We start from the raw sequence: 25,894 nt of genomic DNA, 5'->3' as shown, positions 1-25,894 counted from the left end.
GCCTGCTTTTCCTCCGTTGACACGTTAATATGTGCATGCATATTATCTTATAACGCGATCTAATCAAGCCGGAGTTGACCGTGACCAAACGCCTTCTCACCAATGCCAGGCTGGCGACGCTGACCGAAAGCGGCGCGCCCTATGGCCTGATTGACGAGGGCGCGCTGGTGATCGAGAGCGGTCGCATCTCGTGGATCGGCGAGGCCGCCAACCTGCCGTCGCATTATTCCCGCTGCACGCCGGAAGATCTGGGCGGGCGGCTGGTCACCCCCGGCCTGATCGACTGCCACACCCATGTGGTCTTCGGCGGTGACCGGGCGCGCGAATTCGAGATGCGCCTTGAAGGCGCGACCTACGAGGAAGTCGCGCGCGCCGGCGGCGGCATCGTCTCGACGGTCAGGGCCACCCGCGCCGCCAGCGAGGACGAGCTGCTCGTGTCCTCCCTGACGCGGGTCGACGCGCTGATCGCCGAAGGCGTCACGACGCTGGAGATCAAATCCGGCTACGGCCTCGACAGGGACACCGAACTCAGAATGCTGCGCACGGCGCGGCGGATCGCAAAAGAGCGGCCGGTCACCGTCAGGACCAGCTTCCTCGGCGCCCACGCCATTCCGGCCGAGTACAAGGACCGGGCCGACGCCTATCTGGACGAGGTCTGCCTGCCGACGCTGAAGGCGGCCCACGCGGAAGGCCTGGTCGATGCGGTCGACGGGTTCTGCGAAGGCATCGCCTTCTCGCCCGAGCAGATCAGAAGTGTTTTCGAGACGGCCAAAGACCTCGGCCTGCCGGTGAAGCTTCACGCCGAGCAGCTCTCCAATCTCGGCGGCACGGCCCTTGCCGCGTCCTACGGCGCGCTGTCGGCCGATCACCTGGAATATCTGGACGAAGCCGGCGTCACCGCCATGGCGGCAAGCGGGTCCGTGGCCGTGCTGCTGCCCGGCGCGTTTTATACGCTGCGCGAAACCCGGATGCCGCCGATGGACCTGCTTCGCAAGCACAGGGTGCCGATCGCGCTCGCGACCGACTGCAATCCGGGTTCCTCGCCGCTGGCCTCGCTGCTGCTCACCATGAACATGGGCTGCACCCTCTTCCGCATGACGCCGGAAGAAGCACTCGCGGGCGTCACCCGCGTTGCCGCGAAAGCCCTCGGCCTTGAGGACCGCGGCACGCTGGAAGCCGGCAAGCGCGCCGACCTCGCTGTCTGGAACATTTCCCATCCTGCGGAACTCTCCTACCGGATCGGGTTCAACGCTCTTAAAAAACGCATCTTTGGAGGCTCTGAATGAGCGCCCTCACCCTGACGCCGGGCTCCGTCACCCTCGCCGACCTGGACCGCATCTACCGGGAAGAGCTCGCCGTCACCGTTGATCGCGCCGCGCAAGCCGCCATCAACCTCGCCGCCGAGCGGGTCGCCGAGGCGGCGCGCGGCAGCGAGGCCGTCTACGGCGTCAACACCGGCTTCGGCAAGCTGGCCAGCGTCAAGATCGCGGCGGAAGACACCGCAACGCTCCAGCGCAACCTGATCCTGTCCCATTGCTGCGGGGTCGGCGAAGCGCTCGACCGCACCACGACCCGGCTGATGATGGTGCTGAAGCTGTTGTCGCTCGGCCGTGGCGCCTCCGGCGTGCGCATGGACGTGCTGAAGCTGATCGAGGACTGCCTTCAGCACAATGTCACCCCGGTGGTTCCCTCGCAGGGTTCCGTCGGTGCCTCCGGCGATCTTGCCCCGCTCGCGCACATGACCGCCGTCCTGATCGGCGAAGGCGAAGCAGAATTCAATGGCGAACGCCTGCCCGGCGGCGAAGCGCTGACAAAGGCCGGTCTCACACCGGTGGTGCTGGGGCCGAAGGAAGGCCTCGGCCTCATCAACGGCACCCAGTTCTCGACCGCCTGTGCCCTGACCGGCCTCTTCGATGCCTGGCGCCTGGCGGAAGCGACACTGGTCACGGCCAGCCTCTCAACCGACGCCATCATGGGCTCGACCGCGCCGCTCTTGCCGGAGATCCACGAGCTGCGCGGTCATCGCGGCCAGATCGAGGTCGCCCGTGCCATGCGTAAGATCATGGAGGGCTCGGAGATCCGCGAAAGCCACCGCGAAGGCGACACCCGCGTCCAGGATCCCTATTGCATCCGCTGCCAGCCGCAGGTGGCCGGCGCCTGTGTCGATCTCCTGCGCATGGCTGCCCGCACCTTGGAAATCGAGGCCAATGCGGCGACCGACAATCCGCTGGTGCTGATCGATGCCGGCCGGATCGTCTCGGGTGGCAATTTCCACGCCGAGCCGGTCGCCTTTGCCGCCGACCAGATTGCCCTCGCCATTGCCGAGCTTGGCGCCATCGCCCAGCGCCGCGTCGCGCTGATGGTCGACCCGACCCTCTCCTTCGACCTGCCGCCGTTCCTGGCAAAGGACCCGGGGCTGAATTCCGGCATGATGATCGCGGAAGTGACCACGGCCGCCCTGATGAGCGAAAACAAGCATCTCGCCAACCCGTGCTCGACCGATTCCACACCGACCAGCGCCAACCAGGAAGACCATGTCTCCATGGCCGCCCATGGCGCGCGGCGCCTTGCGCGCATGAACGCGAACCTTTCCCAGATCCTCGGCGTGGAACTGCTCTGCGCCGCCGAGGGCATCGAGCACCGGGCACCGCTCACCACCAGCCCGTCGCTGCAATCGGTGCTGGCGCGGCTGCGCGACACCGTGCCGAGCCTGGACGCCGACCGCTACATGGCGCCGGATCTCGAAAAAGCCGCCGAGCTGGTGCGCACCCGCGCCCTCGCCGCGGTCGTCTCCCCTTCGCACATGATCGAGCTGGGAGAGACCCATGCAGCCGGTTGAGGTTTTTGAAGGCGACAGCCCGGTCGTCCTTGGCGTGCCCCATGCCGGCACTTTCGTGCCCGACGGCATCCGTTCGCGGCTCAACGACACCGGCCTGAAACTGGCCGACACCGACTGGCATGTGGACCGGCTCTATGCCGACTTGCTGCCCGGCGCGACGATGGTGAAGGCCAACTTCCACCGCTATGTCATCGACGCCAACCGGGATCCGGAAGGGGTCTCGCTCTACCCGGGCCAGAACACGACAACACTTTGCCCGGTCACCGATTTCGACGGACGCCCCATCTACCACGCCGGCGAAGAACCGGAGACGGACGAAATCGAAGCGCGACGCCTTGCCTGGCACGCCCCGTATCACGCCGCCCTCGCGGCGGAACTGGAGCGGGTGCGCGCCAGGCATGGCGTTGCCATTCTCTATGACTGCCACTCGATCCGCTCCGTGGTGCCGTTCCTGTTCGACGGCACGCTGCCGGATTTCAACACGGGCACCAACAACGGCACGACCTGCGCCCCCGAAATCGAAGCCGCCGTCGTCAGCCGCACCAGGGCCGCCAAGGGCTACACGTCGGTGCTCAACGGCCGCTTCAAGGGTGGCTGGACCACGCGGCATTACGGCCGCCCCGAAGAGGGCTTTCACGCCATCCAGATGGAGCTGGCCCAGAAAACGCATCTGACCACCGAGGACACGCCCTTTGCCTATGACGTGGCAAAGGCAGACCGTCTACGCGTGCATCTGAAAGACATCCTCGGCGCGCTGGACAACCTCGCACCCCGCCTGACCAACGATAAAAGACACCCTGGGAGCCCCTCATGACCAATCCGCGTCACAACGCCCGAGACATCTTCCCGCCCACCGGACCTGAGCTCAACACCAAGTCCTGGCTCACCGAAGCGCCCTTGCGCATGCTGATGAACAACCTGCACCCGGACGTCGCCGAGAACCCGCATGAGCTGGTCGTCTATGGCGGCATCGGCCGCGCCGCGCGCACCTGGGACGATTTCGATCGCATCGTTGCCAGCCTGAAGAGCCTCGAGGAAGACGAGACCCTCTTGGTCCAGTCCGGCAAGCCGGTCGGTGTCTTCAGGACCCACAAGGACGCCCCCCGGGTTCTCATTGCCAATTCCAACCTGGTGCCGAACTGGGCCAACTGGGACCATTTCCACGAACTCGACAAGAAGGGACTGGCCATGTACGGCCAGATGACCGCCGGTTCCTGGATCTATATCGGCACGCAGGGCATCGTGCAGGGCACCTACGAAACCTTCATGGAAGCCGGCCGCCAGCATTACGAGGGCAACCTCAAGGGCCGCTGGATCCTGACCGGCGGTCTCGGCGGCATGGGCGGCGCCCAGCCGCTCGCCGCCGTCATGGCCGGCGCCTGCTGCCTGGCCGTCGAATGCGACGAGAAAAGCGCCGACTTCCGCCTGCGCACCCGCTATGTCGACGAAAAGACCCATTCCCTCGACGAAGCGCTTGAGCTGATCGAGCGCTGGACCAAGGCCGGCGAGGCCAAGTCCGTCGCCCTGATCGCCAACGCTGCCGACGTCTTCTCCGAACTGGTCAGGCGTGGCGTCAAGCCGGACATCGTCACCGACCAGACCTCCGCCCACGACCCGGTCAACGGTTACCTGCCGCAGGGCTGGACCGTTGCCGAATGGCGCGCCAGGGCCGAGACCGAACCGAAAGCGGTCGAGAAAGCCGCCCGCGCCTCGATGAAGGTGCATGTCGCCGCTATGGTCGATTTCTGGAACGCCGGCGTGCCGACCCTCGATTATGGCAACAACATCCGCCAGGTCGCCCTGGAAGAGGGCCTGGAAAACGCCTTCGCCTTCCCGGGCTTCGTGCCGGCCTATATCCGCCCGCTGTTCTGCCGCGGCATCGGCCCGTTCCGCTGGTGCGCGCTCTCCGGCGATCCGGAGGACATCTACAGGACCGACGCCAAGGTGAAGGAACTGATCCCGGACGACGAGCACCTGCACAACTGGCTCGACATGGCCCGTGAGCGCATTTCCTTTCAAGGGTTGCCGGCACGCATTTGCTGGGTCGGTCTCGGCCAGCGCCACCGCCTTGGCCTTGCCTTCAATGAAATGGTTCGCAACGGCGAGCTGAAAGCACCGATCGTGATCGGCCGCGACCATCTGGATTCAGGCTCCGTCGCCTCCCCGAACCGCGAGACCGAGGCCATGCGGGACGGCTCGGACGCCGTCTCCGACTGGCCGCTTCTGAATGCCCTCTTGAACACCGCCTCCGGCGCGACCTGGGTGTCGTTGCACCATGGCGGCGGCGTCGGCATGGGCTTCTCCCAGCATTCCGGCATGGTCATCTGCTGCGATGGCACCGAGGACGCCGACCGGCGCATCGGCCGGGTGCTGTGGAACGATCCGGCCACCGGCGTGATGCGTCACGCCGATGCCGGCTACGAGATCGCGCTCGATTGCGCGAAAGAACAGGGGCTCAACCTGCCGGCCATTTTGGGCAAATGAATAAGCACGGCGGGACGCTCCGGACCCAAACCTGTGACTGAGGGGTAATACCATGAAAAGACGTGATTTTCTGAAAGCCGGCGCGACCGGCACCGCCGCCGTCGCGGCCTCCACGCTGGCAGCTCCTGCCATCGCTCAGGACGTGCGCCAGTGGCGCATGGTCACCGCCTGGCCGAAGAACCTGCCGGGCCCGGGCGTTGCCGCCCAGATGCTGGCAGACCGCATCACCGCGCTCTCCGGCGGGCGCATCGAGGTCAAGCTCTTCGCAGCCGGCGAAATCGTCCCGGGCAACGGTGTCTTCGATGCCGTCGGCCAGGGCACGGCCGAGCTCTACCATGCCGTTCCGGCCTACTGGGGCTCCAAGTCCAAGGGCATTCTCCTGTTCGGCTCGCAGCCCTTCGGCCTGACGGCTCCGGAACAGGCGGGCTGGCTGATCCATGGCGGCGGCCAGGCGCTCTATGACGAGATCTACGCGCGCTTCAACCTGAAGCCGTTCCTGTGCGGCAATTCCGGGCCGCAATGGGCCGGCTGGTTCCGCACCGAGATCAACAGCGTCGACGACCTCAAGGGCCTGAAGTTCCGCTCCACGGGCCTTGCCTCCGAGATGTGCTCCAAGCTCGGCATGGCGGTCCAGGCCATGAGCGGTCCGGCCATGTTCCAGGCGCTCCAGTCCGGCGCGCTCGACGCCGGCGAGTTCATCGGCCCCTGGACCGACAGCGCGCTCGGCTACTACCAGATCGCCAAGAACTACTACTGGCCGGGCGTCGGCGAGCCGTCTTCCGCGGAAGAATGCGCGGTCAACCTGGAGGCTTACAACGATCTGCCGGACGACCTGAAGGAAGCCGTGCAGCGTGCCTGCGCCAGCCTCTATAATGACGTCCTCACCGAGTACAACACCAAGCACGCCCAGGCCCTGACCCAGCTGGTCAACGACCATGGCGTGATGGTGCGCAAGCTCCCGGACGACGTCATCGTCGCCATGGGCAATGCCGCCGGTGAAGTCGTCGCGGATCTCAAGGCCAGCGACGACGAACTGGTTGTGCGCATCACCGACAGCTTCCTCGCCTACCGCAAGCTGATGCGCGACTACATGCCCTATGCCGACAACGGCCAGATGAACGCCCGCGTCATGGACTACACCTACGACTAAGGACGCTAGCCCACCCACGGCGTCGTCCTGAGGAGGGCCTTAAGGCCCGTCTCGAAGGATCGGCATCTTGTCTAGAGCAAGCGGCCGATCCTTCGAGACAGCGCTCCGCGCTTCCTCAGGATGACACTGTGGGTGTGTGAGGGGCTGTTTTTTTGAGGAAGAGGACATACCCCGTCGCCCTCCTCCGTCGTCCCATGGCTTGACCATGGGATCCATGCCGTTTCCTTTCGCCCACTGAAGGCGCTGCAAGGTTACGGAATGGATTGCAGGATCTAGCCCTGCAATGACAAAGTTCCCTTACACCGCTGAAACAAGACAGGACACCACGGATGGAAAAAGTGGCGGGCGCGCTGGAGCGTGTGAATTCGGTCATAGGCAACACGCTCTGCTGGGCGGCGCTTCTCATGCTGCTGCTGCAGTTCGTGATCGTGCTTCTGCGTTATGTCTTCGGCTACAGCTTCATCTTCCTGGATGAGGGCGTGCTCTATTTCCACGCGGCGATCTTCATGCTCGGCGCCGGATACACGTTCCTGGTCAACGCCCATGTGCGCGTCGATATCTTCTATGCCAAGGCCAGCGAACGCACCCAGGCAAGGATAGACCTGTTCGGCCACCTGTTCCTGCTGACACCGGCGCTCATTGTGCTGATCTGGTTCTCCTGGCCGGCGGTGCGCGGCAGCTGGGCCATCCTGGAAGGGCCGATCTCCGTCGGCGGCATCCCGGCCTCCTTCCTCCTGAAAAGCCTTATCCCCGCCTATTGCGTGCTGCTTCTGATCCAGGGCGCCGCGGCCTTCATCCGCGATCTGCAGAAACTGAAAGGCCTTGCCGCATGAGCCTGCCGCTCGACCTCCTCATGTTCGGCGCACTGATCGCTTTCATCCTGCTCGGCTATCCCGTCGCCTTCACCATTGCCGGCGTCGCCACGGCCTTTGCGCTGATCGGCTGGTGGATCGGCGACTTCAACATCCAGCTCATGGGCGCCATGGGTCAGCGCTTCTTCGGCGTCCTGACCAATCCGGTCTTGACCGCGATCCCGCTGTTCGTGCTGATGGGCGTCATTCTCGAAAAAAGCCGCATTGCCGAGGACCTCCTGGAAACCATGGGGCGCCTCTTCGGCAAGATGAACGGCGGTCTCGGCGTCTCCGTTGTCCTGGTCGGCGCTCTGCTGGCCGCCTCCACCGGCATTGTCGGCGCGACCGTCGTTGCCATGGGCCTGATCGCCCTGCCGACCATGCTGCGCAACGGCTACGATCCGAAGCTCGCCTCCGGCATGGTCTGCACGGCCGGCACGCTCGGCCAGATCATCCCGCCTTCGACCCTGCTGATCATCCTCGCGGACGTGATGTCCAACGCCTTCCAGCAGGCGCAATATGCGCAGGGCAAGTTCACCATCGAGACCATCTCGGTCGGCCAGACCTTCGCCGCCGCCATGGTGCCGGGCCTTTTGCTGGTGGTTGTCTACTGCGTCTATATCCTCGCCCGCGCACGGCTGTTTCCGGACGATGCGCCGGCGATGAAGGAACATGTCGACAAACCGTCCGGCGCGGAGATCGCAAGCGCCATCGTGCCGCCCATCCTCCTGATCATCGCCGTGCTCGGCTCGATCCTCGGCGGTATCGCATCCCCCAACGAGGCCGCTTCGGTCGGTGCCATCGGTGCCATCCTGCTGGCGGGCCGCCGCCTCGGCATGTCCACGAAGCTGATCGTTCTGGCCACCACCGCCCTGCTGATCCTGGCGGTTGCCGCCTCGGTGCTGCCGGTGCGCCTGCAGCGTTCCGACATCTCCGCGGGCGGTTACGTGCTTGCCGCGATCTATGCCGGGCTCGCCCTCTTCGCACTCGGGGTCGTCTTGCGCATCCTGAAGGCGGCCTTTTCCGACGGGTTGCTGAAAGCCTCGCTGATGTCGACGCTGACCGTCACCTCGATGATCTTCGCCACCATCCTGATGGCGAGTTTCTTCTCGCTGGTCTTTGTCGGCCTCGGCGGCGAGGACCGGGTGCATGCCATCCTGAACGAGATGCCCGGCGGGCCGACCGGCGCGCTGATCTTCGCGATGCTGTTCGTCTTCGTGCTCGGCTTCTTTCTCGACTTTGTCGAGATCTCGGTGATCCTGCTGCCGGTCCTGATCCCGCCGCTGATCCTGATGGGCATCGACCCGATCTGGCTGACGGTGCTGATCGCGATCAACCTGCAGACCTCGTTCCTGACCCCGCCTTTCGGCTTCTCGCTGTTCTACCTGCGCGGCGCGGCGCCGAAGGAAATCACCACGGGACAGATCTATCGCGGCGTGGTGCCGTTCATCGCCCTGCAGATCGTCGCCGTCGCGATCCTGTGGCTGTTCCCGCTGATCGCCACCTTCCTGCCGCGCTGGCTCTACTGAGCCGGCGCCAGCGCACACTCTTGCCGGTCCGGCACGCTCTCGCCGGGCCCGCCTTCGGGATGGACCCGTGCCCGCAAGGGCTCTGCGATGAGCCGGCTCTTGAGCGCCTGTATCCGTCCATACGCCGCGTCGATCTTTTGCGCGAGCACCGGATCCGTCCGGGCCTCGCTGATCAGGATCGCGGCCACCTTGGCCGGGATGTCCGGGTCCGGCCGCTTGTCATTGGCAAAGACAAGAATGTCGGTACCGGCACCGACCGCGCGCAAGACGGCCTCCTCCAGCGAGAAACTCCGGCGGATCGCGTCCATCTGCAGGTCGTCGGACATGATCACGCCGGCAAAACCGAGCTCGTCGCGCAGAACCTCCGTCAGCGCCGGTTTGGACAGGGACACCGGCATGGCGTCCCCCGGCGGCCGAAGCGCACGATTGACCACATGCGCGGTCATGATCAGGTCGGCCTTGTCATCGGCGATCAGCCGCCGGAAAGGCTCCAGTTCCTTTTCGGTCCAGGTCCTGGAGACGTCGACCGCGCCCCTGTGGCTGTCCCGCCGGCTGGATCCGTGCCCCGGAAAATGCTTCAGCGCCGTCAGGACACCATGCTGCCTGTGCGCCTCGACAAAGGCGGCCCCGTAGTCAGCGACCTGATGCGGGTCGGCCGAGAAGGAGCGCTCCAGCCGGCCGATGATCGGATTGCGCGGGTTGGTATCGACATCCACGACAGGGCCGAGGTTCAGTGTGAAGCCCCAGTCGGACAGCCCTTCGGCGAGAGCACCATAGGCCGTTGCCGCTTCGGCCGCGCTCTTGCGGCGCGCCATGCGCTTCGCGGACACCGTTTGCGGAAATCCGTGACGCCGCTTCAGGCGCTGGACCACCCCGCCTTCCTGGTCGATCGCGATCAGGGGTGGCAGGCGGGCCGGGGCCACGGAGACCAGGCCGGCATTCATCCGGCGCACCGTCGCCCGGTTCCGGAGGTTTCGCCCGAGATAAAGTACACCGCCGATTTCCCCGGAGCGGAGCTGCTCCCGCACCCGCCGGAACCCGGCATGGCGGGGCGTATCGCCCGGAAATCCGACCAGGATCATCTGTCCGATTTTTTCCGGAAGCCCCGGCAGACAGTCTGCCCTTCCATCCGCTTGTGCCCATTCCGGAACGGCCTGCACGGCCCACGCCGTGCCAGGCCCGATCGGCAAGGCCAACAGGGCAAACAGGACACCGGCACAGACCCTGCCCATGAACATCATTTCTGACCCCGAGTTCCTAAGCGTTTGCTTCCACCCTCCTGATAAGGCTTTTGAGCGAAAAGACCCGCGGTCTTCCCGTTCCCGAAGGGTTTCTCTCAGCCCCATAAAAACATTCTTCGGTGGTTTCGGCAAAACGGGCTAGGGTCGGCCGCAAGCTGTGCCATGCGCATGCATGCATTTCAGACCAGGAAGGAAATGTTTATGGATCAGGACCTTTACGAGAAAGGCCTCGCGCAGCGCAAGGCAACCCTCGGGGACGCTTATGTCGAGAACAACCTCGCGGCCGCCGACGACTTCTCCAAGCCGTTCCAGGAGGCCATGACCGCCTGGTGCTGGGGGTTCGGCTGGGGCGACGAGGTCATCGACGCCAAGACCCGGTCCATGATGAACCTCGCCATGATCGGCGCGCTCGGCAAGATGACCGAGTGGGAGGTCCATTGCAAAGGCGCCCTCAACAACGGCGTCAGCAGAGAGGAACTCCGCGCCATCATTCACGTCGTCGGAATCTATTGCGGGGTACCGCAGGCGCTGGAATGTTTCCGGGTGGCAAAGAAGGTGCTCGACGGCCACGACGCGCCGGCCTGAAGCCGAACCTGACACCGGCTTCCCGTCATGATGGCCGCTCCTTTGTCGGCATCGGCTGGGGAAGACGGCCAGACCGCCAACCGGCCCCGCCATTCCGTGTCTGTTACGGACCGCCGGGTCCGGCCTTGGCGCTGCCGGTCAAGGTCGCTCGGAGCAGGCTCACCAGCAGATCGATGACAAACCAGGTCACGAGAAAGCCGACAAACTCCAGAAGAAAACTCTTCCAGTGAAAAAACAGCTGCGTGACGATCAGTGCCGGAAAAAGGCTGAAGACCTGGGTCGTCACCAATGTCTTTGCATCCGCGGCGAATTGCTTCCGCAAACCGTCATTTCGAAAAATGCTGTACATTCCCTCCTCCTATGCTGCTGCCATGACAGGTCGAACGGAACCGGTTGCCCGGCTGAACGCGTCTCGCTTCCAAGATGCTCGTGTCATCCGCTCCTGCGCAATCGAAAGCAGACGGCGCCCTTGCGGCCGGTGGACGCCGGCCCCGCGGCTACCAGGTACGGGTTGACCTCCGGGCCGGCACGCGATCGGGGCCGTTGTTCCGAAATCCTGAAGTTTTCAGCGAAACGCAGGGGCTGCCGGAACAATTTTTAATTGCCAAGGGTGGAAACGCAACTAAAATCATCAGACCAGCCGATGCAACGGGGGAGTTGCCGCGCTCTTTCAAATTGTGCTCCGGCGGCAACGCGGCATTGCCGACACCACGCCGGTACAGAACCGCGCTGCACCGACATTTGGATCGCCACATTGAGGAAAGATAACTGGCTCCGCGAGAGACCGGTGAAGAGCATGTGGCATCAGGAGTGGGAGGACAGCATGGCAGGAATGAATCCCAACGCAACCTTGCCCTCGGCCACAAAACGCCGTGTCGAGACGGTTTCCGTTCCCTTCGACCAGCCCAGGTTCGGGGCACCGGTGATTTTGAACGCTCCGGGCGCGGCCGCGCTTGAGGCAGCGCCGAGCGCGGATGTCATCAAGCCTCTGCGCGACTCCAAGGAACCGCTGCCAGAAGCTTCCGAGGTCGACCTCAGCCAGTTGCTCGAGCTTGAAGATTATCCGCAGGCTCCCGACGTGGAAATGGCGCATGAGAAGGGCGGTGTCGCTCCAGAAGCCAGCGTCCAGGTCGATTTCGACGGCGGCTCATACGGCAATCCGGGCACGATACCGCCTGACACCCATGGTGCTCCCGGCAAGACATCGGTCATGACCACGCTCAACAACCGGGTTTGGTGGCACGACCGCAGCGGGACGCTCCGGGCGGATGTGACACTCGATTCCTTTTGGAACGTGTTCGGTGTTCCGATCGACACATTTGACCCGAAAACCTTCAACGACGAACTGACCGGCCGCTTCATTTCCGTGGTCTGCGGCAACGCACGTCTGCCGTCTTCGTGTCTTCTCGTTGCCGTTAGCCATACAGACGATCCGCAAGGCAACTGGTCCTTCGGCCGCATCACGGTGGACCCCGCCACGATGGGACATGTCTGGATCGATTACCCGAGCGTCGGCTTCACCGAGGACAAGATTACAATCTGCGTGAACCTGTTCACGATTGACGCCAACAGTTTCGCCGGGGTCGCCCTGTTCGTGATCGACAAGCCGTCCTTTCTGTCGCCGCCCCACAACTTCGATTTCGACCAGTTCGTGGTCTCGGACCAGGGCGGCACATTGTGTCCCGCCATCGTCGCGGATGCCGGCGTCTCCGACCAATACCTGGTCAGCAACTGGACCGGCAGCTACAACGGCAACGGCTATCTCGCTCTTTACAAGATCGATGGCAGCGTCGCCGCCGGCACGACCAACTTCACCCGCGTCGGGTTCCTGAAAATGCCGCGCACCTGGTCCTTCGGTTTCAGCGGGGACCAGGCACCGCAAAAGAACACCCCTCACCGGATCAACACCGGCGACGCCCGGATGCATTGGGTGGTGCACAGACATGGCAAATTGCAGCTGTCCCACACGGTCTTCGTTCCCGCCTCAAGCCCCGCACGCAGTGCAATTCAATGGGCGGAGGTCAGTCTCACCGGCACGCCTTCCATGTCCCAAAGCCAGCTGATCGGCGGCACGAACAGTGAAACCTATTTTGCCTATCCGTCACTGGCTGTGAACTCGGACGGCGACACGCTGATCGGCATGGCCGCCTTTTCAAGTTCGATTTTCGCCAGTGGCGCCTATGCCTTCAAACCCGCCGGCGGGAGTTTTGCGAGCCCGGTGATCTACGCTCCGGGCAAAAACACATATCACCTCACATTCAGTGGGACCCGGAACCGCTGGGGAGACTACAGCTCGACGCATGTCGACCCGGCCGATACACGGAACTTCTGGACAGTACAGGAATATGCCGGCCCCACCGCCGACAGATGGCGCACCCGTTGGGCCAGCATCGCACCACCTGCTGCCGTGCCGACCGTCTGACGGACGAGGCCAGAGCGACCGGAAAGACCGTTGCCACGCCTGAGCGCCTTGCATTTGCCGGGATCGCTCCTTAGATTCGAGGCACAGGCTGGCACGCGGCGTCGGAGTTTCCGCGGCGGGTCAACGGATCATCCGACACGCTTCCGGCACGAATATCTGCTATTACAATCAGATCGCCCGCTTCTGCGCGACGATGGTTTTACCCGGGTTCGCACGTTGCCGGACAGGCGAATAGGGGTTGTCGGATGAAAGTGACCAAAACGTCCAAACGCGGTGTCACCGTCAAAGCGCCTTCGACCTCCGAGGCACTTGCTGGCGATGTTCGCTCTGCGATGAAAAAACTCGGCGCAAACATCATTGTTCACGAACCGCTCGCGCTGCCGGAAGCGGAATCGGTGCCGGAAGATGAAATTCTGCCTTCCGACAAGAAGAAGCCGCGCTAAACCCACAGTGTTGCGTTTAAGGCTCAGAGCCAGGACGCTGAAAACGATCCCGATGCCGGAAATGACCCGTCTTTCCAGATCGTGGAGCCTACCGTTCGTTCGCGCCTTTGCCGGCAATCATCTTCTCCCGGAACTTCTCGATGCGCGAGTTCCGGGTTGCGGATGCTTTTGCGGAACCGAGATTGATGACATAGCTCCTCTGCCGGCCCGGTGTCAGTGCGTGAAAGGCTTCCGCCAGCTCGGGGTCGGCATCCATGGCATCGACCAGCTCCTCCGGCAGCTCCAGTTCAACCGTCTGCTTCGGCGGCAGCACGCCCGCCGCGGCATAGCCTTTTGCCTCTGCCAGGTAGGACGCGATGACGGGTTTCATCGCCGCCACCTGCAAGGTCTCCGTAAACCGGATCACGCCGGGATGCTGCGTGTTCGGGCCGTTTTTGACAAGGACCCCCTCAGGGTCCTTCATCAGGGCCGCGTTGAAGAAACTGAGTCGAAAATCGCCGCGAAACGCCCCGATCAGCGCAATGTTCCGCTCACCATGCGCATAGCAGGGATGAGCCCATTTGACGGTTTCGGTCAGGCCGGCCTCCCGGCAGAGCTCGCGCAGCCGGGCAAGGCCTTCACTCCAATGACGCGCCGAACAGTCCGGTGTTGCAAACCGCGCGCAACGCCCGCAGCCCTTTGAAAAGAAGTCTTCTATGTCCGTGATCATGGTCATTTAGGCTCTCCCCGCCCGGCCTTTTAAATCAGGGATTGCAGGCCGCCAACAGCGCGAGCCGTTTTTGTGCCAGCAAATGCCGTTTGTAATTTGGATTCTTATGCGTTTTTTGTTATTTTTTCCGGAGAAGGCGGGAGGAACAACAAGAATGGACAGTTTCTGGAGCGCGATTGGCGGGGCTTTCGGCCTGCTGTTCATGCTGGATCCGGATCTCCTTGAAATCATCGGTCTGTCCATGCAGGTCACGCTGACGGCTGTTGCCCTCGCCTGCCTGATCGGCCTGCCCCTGGGGGCAGCCGTCGCCACATTCCGCTTTCCCGGCCGCACGCTTTTGGCGGTTGTTCTGAACGCCCTCATGGGTCTTCCGCCGGTCGTGGTCGGCCTGCTGGTCTACCTGATGCTGTCCGCATCCGGGCCGCTCGGCGTGCTGCGCCTGCTTTACACCCCGACCGCCATGATCATCGCCCAGATGGTGCTGGTGACGCCGATCGTCGCCGCTCTTACCCGCCAGGTGATCGAGGATCTCAACCGGGAATATGCCGAACAGTTTGCGTCCATGGGCGTGGGCCCGCTGGACCGGCTCACGGCCATGCTCTGGGATGCACGCTACAGCCTGCTGACCGTGGCCCTCGCCGGCTTCGGCCGCGCCGTGGCGGAAGTCGGCGCCGTCATCATCGTTGGCGGCAACATCAATCATGTCACCAGGGTCATGACCACCACCATCGCCCTGGAAACGTCGAAGGGCAACCTGCAGCTTGCACTCGCGCTCGGCATCATTCTCCTGCTGATAGCCTTTGCCGTGAACGCCGCGGTCATGGCACTCCGCAGCTCCGCCATGAGGTCCGCCTATGCGTGACGTTGCCTTCAACACAGCTCCAAGCGCTCTCGGGGCTCCCGCAGCCAACCTGGAGGCTCCGCTGCTCGAGGTCCGCGGGCTCCGCTTTTCAGCAGGCGGCGAGCGCCTTCTGGACCAGGTGGATCTCGGCATCCGGCGCGGATCGCGCACCTTGATCATGGGCCCCAACGGCGCGGGCAAGAGCCTGTTGCTGCGTCTCATGCACGGGCTTCTGCAGCCCGAGGAAGGCACCATCCTGTGGCGGGGCGCCAGGCTCGATGGCGACGCCCGCCAAGCGCAGGCCATGGTGTTCCAGCGGCCGGTCCTGCTGCGCCGGTCCGTGTTCGCAAACATGAAATTCGCCCTTACGGTACGCGGCCGGCGCGGCAGCGAACGCGCCGAGAAGATCCGCGCCGCCCTAGCCGATGCCGGGCTCGAACATCTTGCCAAACGCCCGGCCCGGGTGTTGTCCGGCGGCGAACAGCAGCGCCTGTCCCTCGTAAGGGCGCTCGCCTGCGAGCCGGAGCTTCTGTTCCTGGACGAGCCCACAGCCAACCTGGACCCGGCGTCCACGGCCGCCATCGAACAGCTTGTCCTGGACGCAAACGCGCGCGGCGTCACCGTCGTGCTGGTAACCCATGATGCCGGACAGGCAAAACGGCTCGGCCAGGATCTCGTCTTTCTGCAGGACGGCAGCGTCGCCGAAACCGGACCGGTCGAAACCGTTTTGAAATCACCACGCAGTGAGCCCGTCAAAGCCTGGCGGGACGGCCGGATCTATCTCGGCCCCAACACACGTTCCATAAAAGAGCACCCTGGGAGGTCACATTGATCAGAAGAGCATTTCTGGCGCTTGCCGCCACATTGATTGCCGGCGCCCTGGCGGGGCAGACAGCCTTCGCCGAGGACAAGTTCATCGTCGTCCAGTCGACAACATCGACACAGAATTCCGGCCTGTTTGACTACCTGCTGCCGAAGTTCCAGGAAAAGACCGGCATTGAGGTGCGTGTGGTCGCCGTCGGCACCGGCCAGGCCATCAAGAACGCCGCCAATGGCGACGGCGACGTGCTGTTCGTGCATTCCAAGCCGTCGGAAGAAAAATTCGTTGCGGACGGTCTCGGCGTTGCCCGGTCGGATGTCATGTACAACGACTTTGTCATCGTCGGCCCTGCGGATGATCCGGCAGGTGTCGCGGGTTCCGGTGATGTCGCCGCGTCCCTGAAGAAAATCGCCGAAGCCGAGGCCCCGTTCGCGTCGCGCGGCGACGACAGCGGCACCCACAAGGCCGAACTGCGCCTCTGGAAAGCCGCCGGTATCGATCCGACGGCAGCCTCCGGCGACTGGTACCGTGAAACCGGCTCGGGCATGGGCGCAACGCTCAACACCGGAACGGGCATGGGCGCCTACATCATGACCGACCGCGCCACCTGGATCGCCTTCGGCAACAAGGGCGACTACCAGATTGCCGTCCAGGGCGACGACAAGATGTTCAACCAGTACGGCGTCATCCTGGTAAACCCGGAAGCGCATCCGCATGTGAAGGCCGAAATGGGTCAGGAATTCATCGACTGGCTGCTGTCGAAAGAGGGCCAGAAAGCCATCGCCGATTACGAGGTCGACGGGCAACAGCTGTTCTTCCCGAACGCCAACAAGGGCAGCAGCTGACCCAGCACAACGGTTGAGCGGACAAACGACGGGCATCCGTGTCGCAGCCACCGCTCAAGCAGTCCCTCTCCTGCCCCACGGGAGAGGGACTTTTTTTGGTCGGAGGGAGACAGCTTCACCCTTCAGTCACGGGCGGACAACTCGGGCTCCGGCATCCGCCTCGACCCGCATGCGCATGTCACGAATTCATTCCCCCAGCCGGACCGAGGAACTTGTCGTCATGTCGGCGCTGGAAAAACCCATGTGTTCGAGAGCCTGATTGGCGCCGACCGCAATCACGATGATTGCCGCAAAGGCCAGAAGCATCGCTTTCATTGTGTGTCTCCTTCGCTCGTCCCGGCGGTCGTCGCCGTCCTGAGGTAGTCGATAAGGTCATCCCGGTCTTGCGGTCCAACGATCCGCTGCATCGGCATTTTCGAACCCGGTATGTAGTGGTCCGGCCCGTCCAGGAACAGCTGGTTGATTGTCTCCGCCGACCAGATGATATCAGATCCCTGCAAGGTCTCCGAATAGGGGTAGCCGGGAAGCGTTCCGGCCTGCCGCCCGAAGACCTTGAAGAGCGTCGGCCCGGCCTTGCGCCCGCCATCGGCGGTGAGCGCATGACAGATGGAGCATTTGCGCGCGAACTGGCGCTCGCCGTTGCTCATTTCCTCCGGCTTCTTCAGAAATTGCGGGGTCTCGGTGGCCATCGGATCGTAACTGGCGAGATCCGCCAGCGGCCAGGAATAGACGATGTTCTCGATCCCGCCGGCATGCAGCACGCTGCCGTCCTTCGAAAAGGCCAGCGCCCAGATCGGACCTTTGAGGGCCGCCCGGAAATCCGTTTCGATGCCCCAGGTTTCCGTGTTCAGCACGGTGATGTAGCCGTGCCCGTCTCCGGTTGCGAGCTTCGAGCCATCCGGGCTGAGGCTCAGCGCCAGGATCGGCCGGCGCTCGAAGGCAAAGTCATGCAGCCGCTCGCCGGTCTCGATGTCGACGATCCGTGTCGTGCCGTCCTGGGTTCCATAGGCAATCCAGCTTTCCGCCTGCCCGGAACCGCCAAGCCCGATGACATTGATGCCGAACCCGTTGCGGTCGATAACACGTTTTTCAGACCGGGTTTCCAGATCCCAGAGCTTGATCGAACCGTCGACGGAGGCAGAGTAGAGCCATCTGCCGTCCCTTGAAAAGGCAACCGCATTCACCCCGGCCGTGTGCCCCTCGAGGAAGACAGGCTCTCCGCCGCCGGCGGGCCACAGGCCGATCCGCGTATCCCAGCTGGCGCTGGCAATCAGGCTTTGGTCCGGAGAAACGGCAAGCTCCATCACCTTGGCGGTATGGCCCTTCAGCCGGGACGAGGTTCCGTCGGTGCTGTTCCAGAGGATCAGGTCATTGTCGTCTCCGGCGGAAACCAGCCGGTCTCCCCCTAAGAAGGCAACAACCTTGACCGCCGCCGCATGGCCCTCCAGCCAGCGCGGCGTTCGACCTGACCACAGGCCGACGGAATTGTCGAAACTGGCGGTCGCCACCTGGCCGGTGACCGCGGACACGTCGATATCCATCACCGGACCGCCGTGGCCCTTCAACGTCTGGAAGTCGGCGGCCTGGGCGAGCGTCGTCAGTGTGGCGGAGACAAGCAGGGCAACCAGGAAACCAACCCTTTTGTCATCCCGGCCAGGCGCAGCGCGAGCCTGGACCCGGGACTCCCGGGCGGCCGTTTTGAAGTTCGGCATAAGGTGAAGGTTCCCGGGTCCCCGCTTTCGCGGGGATGACTTCCTGTGCCGGCAGGACGTCCAGAGCCCTTCCCCCCAAGGCAAACCGATCATCGCCGAAGCGGCCCTATTCCGCCGGAACGGCATCTTTCGTCCCGGATCCCGATTCCCGTTCGGCTTCCTCGACTTCCTTGACCCAGAGGCCGTGGTGCTCGCGTGCCCATTGCAGCTCGACCTCACCGGAACCCATGGCGTCATAGGCGCCTTCCATGCCGATCGAACCGATATAGATATGCGCCAGGATCATCGCCATCATCACGAACGCAACAATGGCGTGCCAGATCTGGGCATATTGCATCTCCTCGTGTGGTGCGAGCGCGGTCGGCAGCGTGCCGAGGCCCAGAAGCTGCGAGATGCCGAGCGCATTCAGCTTCTCGAAGGTGGCCGCGAACATCGGCAGCTCGAACGGGAACAGCAGCGACAGGCCGGAGGCCGACACCGACACACCCAGAACGATCACACCCCAGAACACCATCTTCTGGCCGAAATTGAATTTCTTCGCCGGCGGGTGCACGCCCTTCTTCAGGAGACCGCCGCCGACTGCGATCCACTTCAGATCGGTCTTGTTGGGAATGTTGTGGGCCACCCACATCACGAACACCATGACGAGCCCGATCATGAAAGCCCAGGCGACGTTGTTGTGGATCCACTTGGAAGCCAGAGCAAGCGGCGCGAACGCGTCCTTGCCGATCAGCGGAATGATGGCGAAACGTCCGAACAGGGTCAGAAGCCCGGTCAGGGCCAGCAGAACGAAAGAGCCGGCCAGCAGCCAGTGACCGAAACGCTCGACGGCCTTGAACCGGGTAATGGTTCGGCCGGTTTTCTCGCCGTCAATACGGATGCGGCCGCGCAACAGGAAAAACAGCGCCAGCAGCAGCACCGTCGCGCCAAGCAGCCAGGCACCGTAAGTGGCCAGCGGGCCCTTGCGCCAGGCCAGCCAGCGCATGCCGCCGTCCTGCATCAGGACCGTCGCCGGCTCCCCGCCAGCGGAAACGGTGATGTCGGCGGAACCGTAGCGCAGCGCGCGCCAAAGCTCGGGATCGGAGACACCGCCCAAAGTGCCGAGCTGCGACGATATCGCCGCTGCGGAATTGGGATCGCCGGTGTTGTTGCGGCGGAAGTCGTAGTCGACCTTCTCGCCGCGCTGGCGTTTCATGATGTCTTCCAGCGTCTGCGCGCCGCCGGTCGCGGATCTTTCGGATGCCTGATCCTGCGCCAGCCCCTGGGACAGGAATGCCAGCAGCACAGCCAAAGCCAGTACCATGCGTTTCATGGCGGGAACCTCGTTTTCTTGTCACCGGAGACGCACGGGGCGGCACTGCTGCCGCCCCGCCTACGCACATATTCAGGTTGATCCGCATGCCGGACCGGCAGCCGCAAGACCGCCGGTCGCGGGAAGTGCGATCAACCGCCTTTCTGGCCGTAAGCGGTGCCCCAGCCCCAGGCGCCGGAGCCGAAGCCGCGGGCAACCACGCGCTCGCGGTAGATGGCCGACACAACGTCGCCATCGCCCGCCAGCAGGGCCTTGGTGGAACACATTTCCGCGCAGAGCGGCAATTTGCCTTCGGCAATACGGTTGCGGCCGTATTTGGCAAATTCCGCGGTCGAGTTGTTCTCTTCCGGTCCGCCTGCACAGAAGGTGCATTTGTCCATCTTGCCGCGCGATCCGAAATTGCCCGCCTGCGGGAATTGCGGTGCGCCGAACGGACAGGCGTAGAAGCAGTAGCCGCAGCCAATGCACAGGTCCTTCGAGTGAAGCACCACGCCTTCTTCGGACTGGTAGAAACAGTCGACCGGGCACACCGCCATGCAGGGCGCGTCCGAGCAGTGCATGCAGGCGACGGAGATCGACCGTTCACCGGGTTTGCCATCATTGATGGTCACCACCCGGCGGCGGTTGATGCCCCAGGGCACCTCATGCTCGTTTTTGCAGGCCGTGACGCAGGCATTGCACTCAATGCAGCGTTCGGCATCACAAAGGAACTTTGATCTAGCCATTGCGTCTCCTCCTTACGCTGCCGAGATCTTGCAGAGAGTGGCTTTTGTCTCCTGCATCTGGGTCACGGAGTCGTAGCCATAGGTCTGCGCCGTGTTGGTGCTTTCACCGAGCACATACGGATCGGCCCCGGACGGATATTTCGACCGCTGGTCCTCGCCCTGGAAATGACCGCCGAAGTGGAACGGCATGAAGGCAACGCCCTCGCCGACCCGCTCGGTCACCATTGCCATGACCTTGACCTTGCCGCCTTCCGGACCCTCGACCCAGACCTGCGCGCCGTCCCGCACCCCGAGATTGTTGGCATCCCGCGGATTGATTTCGACGAACATGTCCTGCTGAAGCTCGGCGAGCCACGGGTTCGACCGTGTCTCGTCGCCGCCGCCCTCATATTCCACCAGTCGGCCGGATGTCAGGATGATCGGGTAATCCTTCGAGAAATCCTGCTTCTGGATGGAGGCGTAGAGCGTCGGCAGGCGGTAGAATTTCCGGTCCTCATAGGTCGGATAATCCGCCACCAGGTCGCGCCGGTTGGTGTAGAGCGGCTCGCGGTGCAACGGCACCGGATCCGGGAACGTCCACACGACGGCACGTGCCTTGGCGTTGCCGAACGGGGCGCAGCCATGCTTGATCGCGACCCGCTGGATCCCGCCCGACAGGTCGGTCTTCCAGTTGGTCTTCGGACCGGCCACCGCGTCGATCGCGGCCCGTTCCTCGTCCGTCAGGTCGCCGTCCCAGCCCAGATCCATCAGCATCTGCATGGTGAACTCGGGATAGCCGTCCTGGATTTCCGCGCCCGGGTTGGAAACACCGTCGGCGAGCAGGTTGTCGCCGTCCCGTTCCACGCCGAAGCGGGCCCGGAAGCACAGGCCGCCTTCCGCGACAGGCTTGGACATGTCGTAGAGGTTCGGTGTGCCCGGATGCTTCATTTCCGGAGTGCCCCAGCACGGCCACGGCATGCCGTAGTATTCGCCGTCATTCGGGCCGCCAACCGCCTGAAGGGTGGTGCGGTCGAACGTGTGCTGGTTCTGCATGTGCGACTTGATGCGCTCGGGCGACTGGCCGGTATAGCCGATCGTCCAGAGACCGCGGTTCAGTTCGCGGGTGATGCTTTCCACATTGGGCGTTTCGTCGTCTTCCATCTCGATATTCCGGAAGAGACGGTCCCCCCAGCCGAACTTGTTCGCGAACTTCGCCATGATCACGTGATCGGGCAGGCTCTCGAACAGCGGGTCCACCACCTTGTCGCGCCACTGCAGCGAGCGGTTCGACGCGGTCACGGAGCCACGGGTCTCGAACTGGGTACAGGCCGGCAGCAGGTAGACACCGTCGGTGCGGTCATGAAGCACGGCGGAAACGGTCGGATAGGGGTCGATCACGACCAGCGTATCCAGCTGTTCCATGGCCTTCTTCATTTCCACCATGCGGGTCTGGGAGTTCGGGGCATGGCCCCAGAGCACCATTGCCCGCACCGCGTTGGGCTGATCGGTGTTGGCCGGGTCTTCCAGCACACCGTCGATCCAGCGGCTGACCGGGATACCGGTCAGGTTCATCAGGTTCTTGTCCTTGCCGTCGGCACCCTGAACCGTCGCGAACTGGGCTTTCAGCCAGTCGGGATCTTCCTCCCAGACACGGGCCCAATGCGCCCAGGCGCCTGCCGTCAGGCCGTAGTAGCCCGGCAGCGTGTGGCTGAGGACACCCAGGTCCGTCGCGCCCTGCACGTTGTCATGGCCGCGGAAGATGTTGGTGCCGCCGCCGCTGGTGCCCATGTTGCCAAGGGCCAGCTGCAGGATGCAGTAGGCGCGGGTGTTGTTGTTGCCGTTGGTGTGCTGGGTACCGCCCATGCACCAGATCACGGTGCCCGGACGGTTGTTGGCCAGGGTCCGCGCCACGCGCTTCAACTGGCTTTCCGGTGTCCCGGTGACCCGTTCCACCTCGTCCGGCGTCCACTTGGCGACTTCCTCGCGGATCTGGTCCATGCCCCACACGCGGGTGCGGATGAACTCCTTGTCCTCCCAGCCATTGTCGAAGATGTGCCAGAGGATGCCCCAGATCAGGGCGACGTCCGAGCCCGGACGGAAGCGGACATATTCATCGGCATGAGCCGCGGTGCGGGTGAACCGCGGATCGCAGACGATCAGCGGCGCGTTGTTCTGTTCCTTGGCGCGCAGCACATGCAGCAGGGACACCGGATGGGCCTCCGCCGGATTGCCGCCGATGATGAAGATCGCCTTGGAATTGTGGATGTCGTTGTAGCTGTTGGTCATGGCGCCGTAGCCCCATGTGTTGGCTACGCCGGCAACCGTGGTCGAATGGCAGATACGGGCCTGGTGGTCGACGTTGTTCGTCCCCCAGTAGGCCGCGAACTTGCGGAACAGATAGGCCTGTTCGTTGCTGTGCTTGGCCGAGCCGAGCCAGTAGACGCTGTCCGGACCGCTTTCCTCCCGGATCGTCATCATCTGGTCGCCGATCTCGTTGATCGCCTCGTCCCAGCTGATGCGCTTCCACTCGCCGCCTTCCTTTTTCATCGGATATTTGAGGCGGCGCTCGCCATGGGCGTGTTCACGCACCGAGGCGCCTTTCGCGCAATGGGCGCCGAGATTGAACGGGCTGTCCCATCCCGGTTCCTGACCGACCCAGACCCCTTGCGAGACCTCGGCGATGACCGTGCAGCCCACGGAGCAGTGGGTGCAGACGGATTTCACCAGATCGACGGAGGTGCCCGGCGCTTGCGCCTGGGCCCTGGTTACGGATCCGCCCGTGGCGGTGATGGCGGCCAGGCCGCCCGCGGCGAGACCGGAGCCTTTCAGAAATGTCCGGCGGTCTACCGATTTGTGTGCAGCGTCTCTAAGGATACTTGCACCCTGGGGGCGTCGCGCAACCCCATTGGTCTTTTTCCTAAGCATGTTGCCCTACCTTGCTTGTATCGAAATCGATACGGCTGGGAATTCAGTGAACCGGCCATCGGGCGTCACGCAACCATCGGCCGGGCAATTCACAGGGTCCAGTCAGAACCGGGCGCTGTCGAAGTAGGCGCGGGTATGCGCCGTGTCCTGCATCTTGTCGGAAGACAGATCAGGCTCCGCCGCTTCGGCGGTACCGCCGGCGGTTGTCGCAGCCACGGCGACAGGCGCCGACAGGGCAGCTAGTTTCAGGAAGTCCCGGCGGCCGGTGCCCTCTTTGGGCTGCGCCTGTTCGGGTCGTTTCATCGCTGCAATCCTCCTCTCCTTGCGGCGGCGGGAGCCACCTAAATTGCCAACGTGAACGTCAGTTGGGCAGCATGGCAAAGGCCTCGGCCTCAATCTCCATGAAGTGCCGCCCGAGCGAGCCGATCGCGCCGTAGAACACGGAACTCTTGCTCGATTCCAGATCGGTGAAAAAGTGAATGGCCCACGGTTCCACATGGGCGTTGTAGAAGTCCTTCTGTCCGGCCACGGAGGTCACCGTGCCGAACCGGCCGGTGATCAGGCCGGCCATCATCTCCATCAGCGAGGCAATGTTGTCTTCAGGTTCACGCTTGCCCTCGGCGCGCTGGATGCCACGACGGGCCATGTCGGCCCTGAGGTTGGCCAGCGGCTTTTCGTTGAGAAAACCGGTCAGGTAGTGACTGGCATAGGGAAGCAGTTCACCGCGCCCGAGACCGATGAACAGCGCGTTGAATTCACGCTCCGCTGTCTCGGCTGTGGTGACACCGGCGATTTTCGCCAGAACGCTGAGCGATTGTCCCAGCGGGGTGCCGTCGCCCTTGAGCGATGCAACCTGGTCGAGCAGTTCGCGACTTGCCGGACCGGCCAGCAGGACACCCAGGAAATCATAAAGGTCCGCCCGGGCCTGGTCTTCCGGGTCGATCACAAATTCCTTGACCATTGCGGACATCCGCGATGCTCCTCCCTCAAGCGCGGCTCGACTGCCTGGTCTGCCCGTCAGATCGCCTTCGACTCGCGTTAGACTTTAGTATTATGAATAGTCGAATCGAATGCGACGCCTCGTGATACGAGGTTCTTCTACAGGTTCATCTAGAGCAGAATCTTGCAAGTCAAGTGTATCCACGTCCTCCTCGTCAGATTGACCGAGGTTGTCTCCTTGCGTCAATTGAAAAGATGTTTTTCTTTTTTGAGAATAATCATTGTGCGCTGCGATATCTTCTTCGCACTGCAACTTTTCACTGCTTTCCGGTGTGGCATCGTCCGCTTCGGCAACATCCGTGGTTTCGGCGTCCTCACCGGTATCGACCAGTTCGGCAAACTTGTCGAACATGCCCTTGCCGACCTGGTAGACCGTCTGCATGTTCTCGATCACCGTGGCCGCGTCGGTATAGTCCTCGGCGTAGTCGACCAGCCCGTCGAGATTGGCGAGCACGGGATTGACCGCCCAGAGGCGGCGCAGGGCGCGACGGCGCAGCCGGTCCGGAACCGCCGATCCCAGGAACCTGGAGAAATCATCCTTCTCGGTGAGGCTGTCAGGATCCTGCAGGCCCAGTTCCTCAAGGATCTCCTCATCAGTCTTTTCTTCCAGCTGCGCGCGCTCGGCGGCTTCGGCTTCCGCGGTCCTTTCCGCCTGTTCCGCCGCCTCCGCCGCACGCACGGCCGCCTTGCGCCTGGACCAGAAGTCCCCTGCGCTGTCGTCCGGCCCGCTCATGGCTCCCTCCGGATCATTGCAGGGTATCCTTCGGCTTTCGGCCCGGCGCCCGGTACACGTCGCTCAACTGCTTGATGCGCGGGTCACCGATGCCATCCTCGACAAGGTCGATCCGTTTCCGGTCACGCTTGCGCTTGATGAATATCTCGTCTTCATGGTGCTGTTCGACAAAGTCGCGTACCCAGGCGATCAGGCCGGGCGGCATCGCGATCTTCTCCACCTGCACCTCGCTGGAATCGGCATAGTCCTGCCCCTCATAGGCCGACGCGGTCACGAGCATGACCTCCAGGGGCACGTCGCGCTCGACTTCATCCGCGGGGCGCAGAACCACATAGACGGACGGCACCCTGTCGGACAACGCGGTCAGGTAGGCTTCGGTATCGGCCCGGTGCAGCTCAAGAGGAACAGTGGCGGCGTGATACTCGACGGCCTCGCCTTCCTGCCTCATGACGGCCCAGTCGGCAGGCCCCGCACCCGGCAGCACCGACACCGGCCGCCAGGACCATTTCTGCCACTTCGTGGCGCCGGGCAGACGCCTGACGACCACACCGACAGGCATTGTCCGTGTCCGTTCCGTATTCACAGCAAGCCGTCCTCCCCCAGCCGGTCGTACCGGTCGTTTTCAGTATTGTCTAAATGCTGTCGTCTGTCCCACAAATTTCAAGCCCGGCTGAAGTCGAACTTGACGCGGACAGATTCGGGCCCTTGTTATGAAGGACGAATTGTCCGACATGCCGGCTTCAAGACCGG

General features: G+C 63.4%; 25 protein-coding genes. 13 read left to right on the top strand and 12 right to left on the bottom strand.

All coding sequences use genetic code 11. The annotated features are described in order from the left end of the window. Positions 1-74: 74 nt before the first annotated feature. The 7 genes from hutI to O6760_RS13170 all read left to right on the top strand — a co-directional run bounded on the left by hutI (position 75) and on the right by O6760_RS13170 (position 8,853). A complete protein-coding gene (hutI, locus tag O6760_RS13200) occupies positions 75-1,286 on the top strand; it encodes an imidazolonepropionase (RefSeq protein ID WP_269585820.1) in 1,212 nt (403 codons plus the stop codon). After that, positions 1,283-2,839 carry a histidine ammonia-lyase gene (gene hutH / locus O6760_RS13195; protein WP_269585819.1) on the top strand — a complete coding sequence of 519 codons (1,557 nt, stop codon included), beginning with the start codon at positions 1,283-1,285 and terminating at the stop codon, positions 2,837-2,839. The genes hutI and hutH overlap by 4 nt, the downstream gene beginning before the upstream one ends. Beyond that, positions 2,826-3,653: an N-formylglutamate deformylase gene (gene hutG / locus O6760_RS13190; RefSeq protein ID WP_269585818.1), complete on the top strand. Its 828-nt coding sequence runs from the start codon at positions 2,826-2,828 to the stop codon at positions 3,651-3,653. Before hutH ends, hutG begins: the two co-directional genes overlap by 14 nt. Beyond that, positions 3,650-5,323, top strand: coding sequence for a urocanate hydratase (hutU, locus tag O6760_RS13185; RefSeq protein WP_269585817.1), 1,674 nt, complete (start codon positions 3,650-3,652; stop codon positions 5,321-5,323). Before hutG ends, hutU begins: the two co-directional genes overlap by 4 nt. Before the next feature lie 52 nt (positions 5,324-5,375). Beyond that, positions 5,376-6,473, top strand: coding sequence for a TRAP transporter substrate-binding protein (locus O6760_RS13180; RefSeq protein ID WP_269585816.1), 1,098 nt, complete (start codon positions 5,376-5,378; stop codon positions 6,471-6,473). Positions 6,474-6,802: 329 nt separating this feature from the next. Continuing rightward, positions 6,803-7,306: a TRAP transporter small permease subunit gene (locus O6760_RS13175; protein ID WP_269585815.1), complete on the top strand. Its 504-nt coding sequence runs from the start codon at positions 6,803-6,805 to the stop codon at positions 7,304-7,306. Continuing rightward, entirely contained in the window at positions 7,303-8,853 is a 1,551-nt protein-coding gene (locus tag O6760_RS13170) for a TRAP transporter large permease (protein ID WP_269585814.1), read from the top strand. Before O6760_RS13175 ends, O6760_RS13170 begins: the two co-directional genes overlap by 4 nt. On the opposite strand, the gene O6760_RS13165 is transcribed toward O6760_RS13170, so the two are convergent. Continuing rightward, positions 8,847-10,094: a glycoside hydrolase family 3 protein gene (locus O6760_RS13165; RefSeq protein ID WP_269585813.1), complete on the bottom strand. Its 1,248-nt coding sequence runs from the start codon at positions 10,092-10,094 to the stop codon at positions 8,847-8,849. The two genes, O6760_RS13170 and O6760_RS13165, sit on opposite strands and share 7 nt — an antisense overlap. A 201-nt stretch (positions 10,095-10,295) precedes the next feature. Here O6760_RS13165 and O6760_RS13160 point away from each other — a divergent pair, with 201 nt between their 5' ends. Then, positions 10,296-10,679: a carboxymuconolactone decarboxylase family protein gene (locus tag O6760_RS13160; RefSeq protein ID WP_269585812.1), complete on the top strand. Its 384-nt coding sequence runs from the start codon at positions 10,296-10,298 to the stop codon at positions 10,677-10,679. Positions 10,680-10,782: 103 nt separating this feature from the next. Here O6760_RS13160 and O6760_RS13155 read toward each other — a convergent pair whose 3' ends face one another. Next, positions 10,783-11,028, bottom strand: a complete 246-nt coding sequence (locus O6760_RS13155) for a hypothetical protein (protein ID WP_269585811.1) — start codon at positions 11,026-11,028, stop codon at positions 10,783-10,785. Between the two features lie 474 nt (positions 11,029-11,502). Between O6760_RS13155 and O6760_RS13150 the strand changes: the two genes are divergently transcribed. Then, positions 11,503-13,101 carry a hypothetical protein gene (locus O6760_RS13150; RefSeq protein ID WP_269585810.1) on the top strand — a complete coding sequence of 533 codons (1,599 nt, stop codon included), beginning with the start codon at positions 11,503-11,505 and terminating at the stop codon, positions 13,099-13,101. A 245-nt stretch (positions 13,102-13,346) separates the two neighbouring features. Next, entirely contained in the window at positions 13,347-13,544 is a 198-nt protein-coding gene (locus O6760_RS13145; protein ID WP_269585809.1) for a hypothetical protein, read from the top strand. Positions 13,545-13,632: 88 nt separating this feature from the next. On the opposite strand, the gene O6760_RS13140 is transcribed toward O6760_RS13145, so the two are convergent. Next, positions 13,633-14,259, bottom strand: a complete 627-nt coding sequence (locus O6760_RS13140) for a YdeI/OmpD-associated family protein (protein ID WP_332306225.1) — start codon at positions 14,257-14,259, stop codon at positions 13,633-13,635. 148 nt (positions 14,260-14,407) lie between these two features. Here O6760_RS13140 and O6760_RS13135 point away from each other — a divergent pair, with 148 nt between their 5' ends. The 3 genes from O6760_RS13135 to O6760_RS13125 are packed head-to-tail and all read left to right on the top strand — an operon-like array spanning position 14,408 to position 16,759. After that, positions 14,408-15,115 (top strand): ABC transporter permease, encoded by a 708-nt coding sequence (locus O6760_RS13135; RefSeq protein WP_269585808.1) that lies wholly within the window; start codon positions 14,408-14,410, stop codon positions 15,113-15,115. After that, positions 15,108-15,926, top strand: a complete 819-nt coding sequence (locus tag O6760_RS13130; RefSeq protein WP_269585807.1) for an ATP-binding cassette domain-containing protein — start codon at positions 15,108-15,110, stop codon at positions 15,924-15,926. The genes O6760_RS13135 and O6760_RS13130 overlap by 8 nt, the downstream gene beginning before the upstream one ends. Then, complete coding sequence (locus O6760_RS13125; RefSeq protein WP_269585806.1) at positions 15,923-16,759, top strand: extracellular solute-binding protein; 837 nt, start codon at positions 15,923-15,925, stop codon at positions 16,757-16,759. The genes O6760_RS13130 and O6760_RS13125 overlap by 4 nt, the downstream gene beginning before the upstream one ends. A gap of 186 nt (positions 16,760-16,945) precedes the next feature. On the opposite strand, the gene O6760_RS13120 is transcribed toward O6760_RS13125, so the two are convergent. From O6760_RS13120 to O6760_RS13080, 9 genes are all read right to left on the bottom strand, one after another. Further along, positions 16,946-17,074: a hypothetical protein gene (locus O6760_RS13120; RefSeq protein ID WP_269585805.1), complete on the bottom strand. Its 129-nt coding sequence runs from the start codon at positions 17,072-17,074 to the stop codon at positions 16,946-16,948. Beyond that, positions 17,071-18,471 carry a c-type cytochrome gene (locus O6760_RS13115; protein ID WP_269585804.1) on the bottom strand — a complete coding sequence of 467 codons (1,401 nt, stop codon included), beginning with the start codon at positions 18,469-18,471 and terminating at the stop codon, positions 17,071-17,073. The genes O6760_RS13120 and O6760_RS13115 overlap by 4 nt, the downstream gene beginning before the upstream one ends. Before the next feature lie 106 nt (positions 18,472-18,577). Further along, positions 18,578-19,783: a formate dehydrogenase subunit gamma gene (locus O6760_RS13110; protein ID WP_269585803.1), complete on the bottom strand. Its 1,206-nt coding sequence runs from the start codon at positions 19,781-19,783 to the stop codon at positions 18,578-18,580. A gap of 131 nt (positions 19,784-19,914) precedes the next feature. Next, positions 19,915-20,508, bottom strand: coding sequence for a formate dehydrogenase FDH3 subunit beta (gene fdh3B, locus O6760_RS13105; protein WP_148582751.1), 594 nt, complete (start codon positions 20,506-20,508; stop codon positions 19,915-19,917). Between the two features lie 12 nt (positions 20,509-20,520). Next, positions 20,521-23,412, bottom strand: coding sequence for a formate dehydrogenase subunit alpha (locus O6760_RS13100; RefSeq protein ID WP_269585802.1), 2,892 nt, complete (start codon positions 23,410-23,412; stop codon positions 20,521-20,523). 102 nt (positions 23,413-23,514) lie between these two features. Continuing rightward, positions 23,515-23,715, bottom strand: a complete 201-nt coding sequence (locus tag O6760_RS13095) for a twin-arginine translocation pathway signal protein (protein WP_269585801.1) — start codon at positions 23,713-23,715, stop codon at positions 23,515-23,517. 58 nt (positions 23,716-23,773) lie between these two features. Beyond that, on the bottom strand, positions 23,774-24,382 hold the full coding sequence (locus tag O6760_RS13090) for a TorD/DmsD family molecular chaperone (RefSeq protein WP_269585800.1): 609 nt from the start codon (positions 24,380-24,382) through the stop codon (positions 23,774-23,776). An 81-nt stretch (positions 24,383-24,463) separates the two neighbouring features. Continuing rightward, positions 24,464-25,144 carry a DUF3306 domain-containing protein gene (locus tag O6760_RS13085; protein ID WP_269585799.1) on the bottom strand — a complete coding sequence of 227 codons (681 nt, stop codon included), beginning with the start codon at positions 25,142-25,144 and terminating at the stop codon, positions 24,464-24,466. 13 nt (positions 25,145-25,157) lie between these two features. Further along, positions 25,158-25,703 carry a DUF3305 domain-containing protein gene (locus O6760_RS13080; protein ID WP_269585798.1) on the bottom strand — a complete coding sequence of 182 codons (546 nt, stop codon included), beginning with the start codon at positions 25,701-25,703 and terminating at the stop codon, positions 25,158-25,160. Positions 25,704-25,894 lie beyond the last annotated feature (191 nt).

The sequence above is a fragment of the Roseibium sp. Sym1 genome (assembly GCF_027359675.1).
Taxonomy (GTDB): domain Bacteria; phylum Pseudomonadota; class Alphaproteobacteria; order Rhizobiales; family Stappiaceae; genus Roseibium.
The sequence above is the reverse complement of the archived record's forward strand: the minus strand, read 5'-3'. Positions and strand labels throughout refer to the sequence as shown.

Coding starts and splice junctions, on each gene's coding strand:
- O6760_RS13135 (WP_269585808.1), top strand. CDS start 14,408: ATGGACAGTTTCTGGAGCGCGATTGGCGGGGCTTTCGGCCTGCTGTTC.
- O6760_RS13100 (WP_269585802.1), bottom strand. CDS start 23,412: ATGCTTAGGAAAAAGACCAATGGGGTTGCGCGACGCCCCCAGGGTGCA.
- fdh3B (WP_148582751.1), bottom strand. CDS start 20,508: ATGGCTAGATCAAAGTTCCTTTGTGATGCCGAACGCTGCATTGAGTGC.
- O6760_RS13175 (WP_269585815.1), top strand. CDS start 6,803: ATGGAAAAAGTGGCGGGCGCGCTGGAGCGTGTGAATTCGGTCATAGGC.
- O6760_RS13145 (WP_269585809.1), top strand. CDS start 13,347: ATGAAAGTGACCAAAACGTCCAAACGCGGTGTCACCGTCAAAGCGCCT.
- hutG (WP_269585818.1), top strand. CDS start 2,826: ATGCAGCCGGTTGAGGTTTTTGAAGGCGACAGCCCGGTCGTCCTTGGC.
- O6760_RS13150 (WP_269585810.1), top strand. CDS start 11,503: ATGGCAGGAATGAATCCCAACGCAACCTTGCCCTCGGCCACAAAACGC.
- O6760_RS13110 (WP_269585803.1), bottom strand. CDS start 19,783: ATGAAACGCATGGTACTGGCTTTGGCTGTGCTGCTGGCATTCCTGTCC.
- O6760_RS13155 (WP_269585811.1), bottom strand. CDS start 11,028: ATGTACAGCATTTTTCGAAATGACGGTTTGCGGAAGCAATTCGCCGCG.
- hutH (WP_269585819.1), top strand. CDS start 1,283: ATGAGCGCCCTCACCCTGACGCCGGGCTCCGTCACCCTCGCCGACCTG.
- O6760_RS13170 (WP_269585814.1), top strand. CDS start 7,303: ATGAGCCTGCCGCTCGACCTCCTCATGTTCGGCGCACTGATCGCTTTC.
- O6760_RS13080 (WP_269585798.1), bottom strand. CDS start 25,703: ATGCCTGTCGGTGTGGTCGTCAGGCGTCTGCCCGGCGCCACGAAGTGG.
- O6760_RS13095 (WP_269585801.1), bottom strand. CDS start 23,715: ATGAAACGACCCGAACAGGCGCAGCCCAAAGAGGGCACCGGCCGCCGG.
- O6760_RS13165 (WP_269585813.1), bottom strand. CDS start 10,094: ATGATGTTCATGGGCAGGGTCTGTGCCGGTGTCCTGTTTGCCCTGTTG.
- O6760_RS13180 (WP_269585816.1), top strand. CDS start 5,376: ATGAAAAGACGTGATTTTCTGAAAGCCGGCGCGACCGGCACCGCCGCC.
- O6760_RS13090 (WP_269585800.1), bottom strand. CDS start 24,382: ATGTCCGCAATGGTCAAGGAATTTGTGATCGACCCGGAAGACCAGGCC.
- O6760_RS13160 (WP_269585812.1), top strand. CDS start 10,296: ATGGATCAGGACCTTTACGAGAAAGGCCTCGCGCAGCGCAAGGCAACC.
- O6760_RS13085 (WP_269585799.1), bottom strand. CDS start 25,144: ATGAGCGGGCCGGACGACAGCGCAGGGGACTTCTGGTCCAGGCGCAAG.
- O6760_RS13130 (WP_269585807.1), top strand. CDS start 15,108: ATGCGTGACGTTGCCTTCAACACAGCTCCAAGCGCTCTCGGGGCTCCC.
- O6760_RS13140 (WP_332306225.1), bottom strand. CDS start 14,259: ATGACCATGATCACGGACATAGAAGACTTCTTTTCAAAGGGCTGCGGG.
- O6760_RS13115 (WP_269585804.1), bottom strand. CDS start 18,471: ATGCCGAACTTCAAAACGGCCGCCCGGGAGTCCCGGGTCCAGGCTCGC.
- hutU (WP_269585817.1), top strand. CDS start 3,650: ATGACCAATCCGCGTCACAACGCCCGAGACATCTTCCCGCCCACCGGA.
- O6760_RS13120 (WP_269585805.1), bottom strand. CDS start 17,074: ATGAAAGCGATGCTTCTGGCCTTTGCGGCAATCATCGTGATTGCGGTC.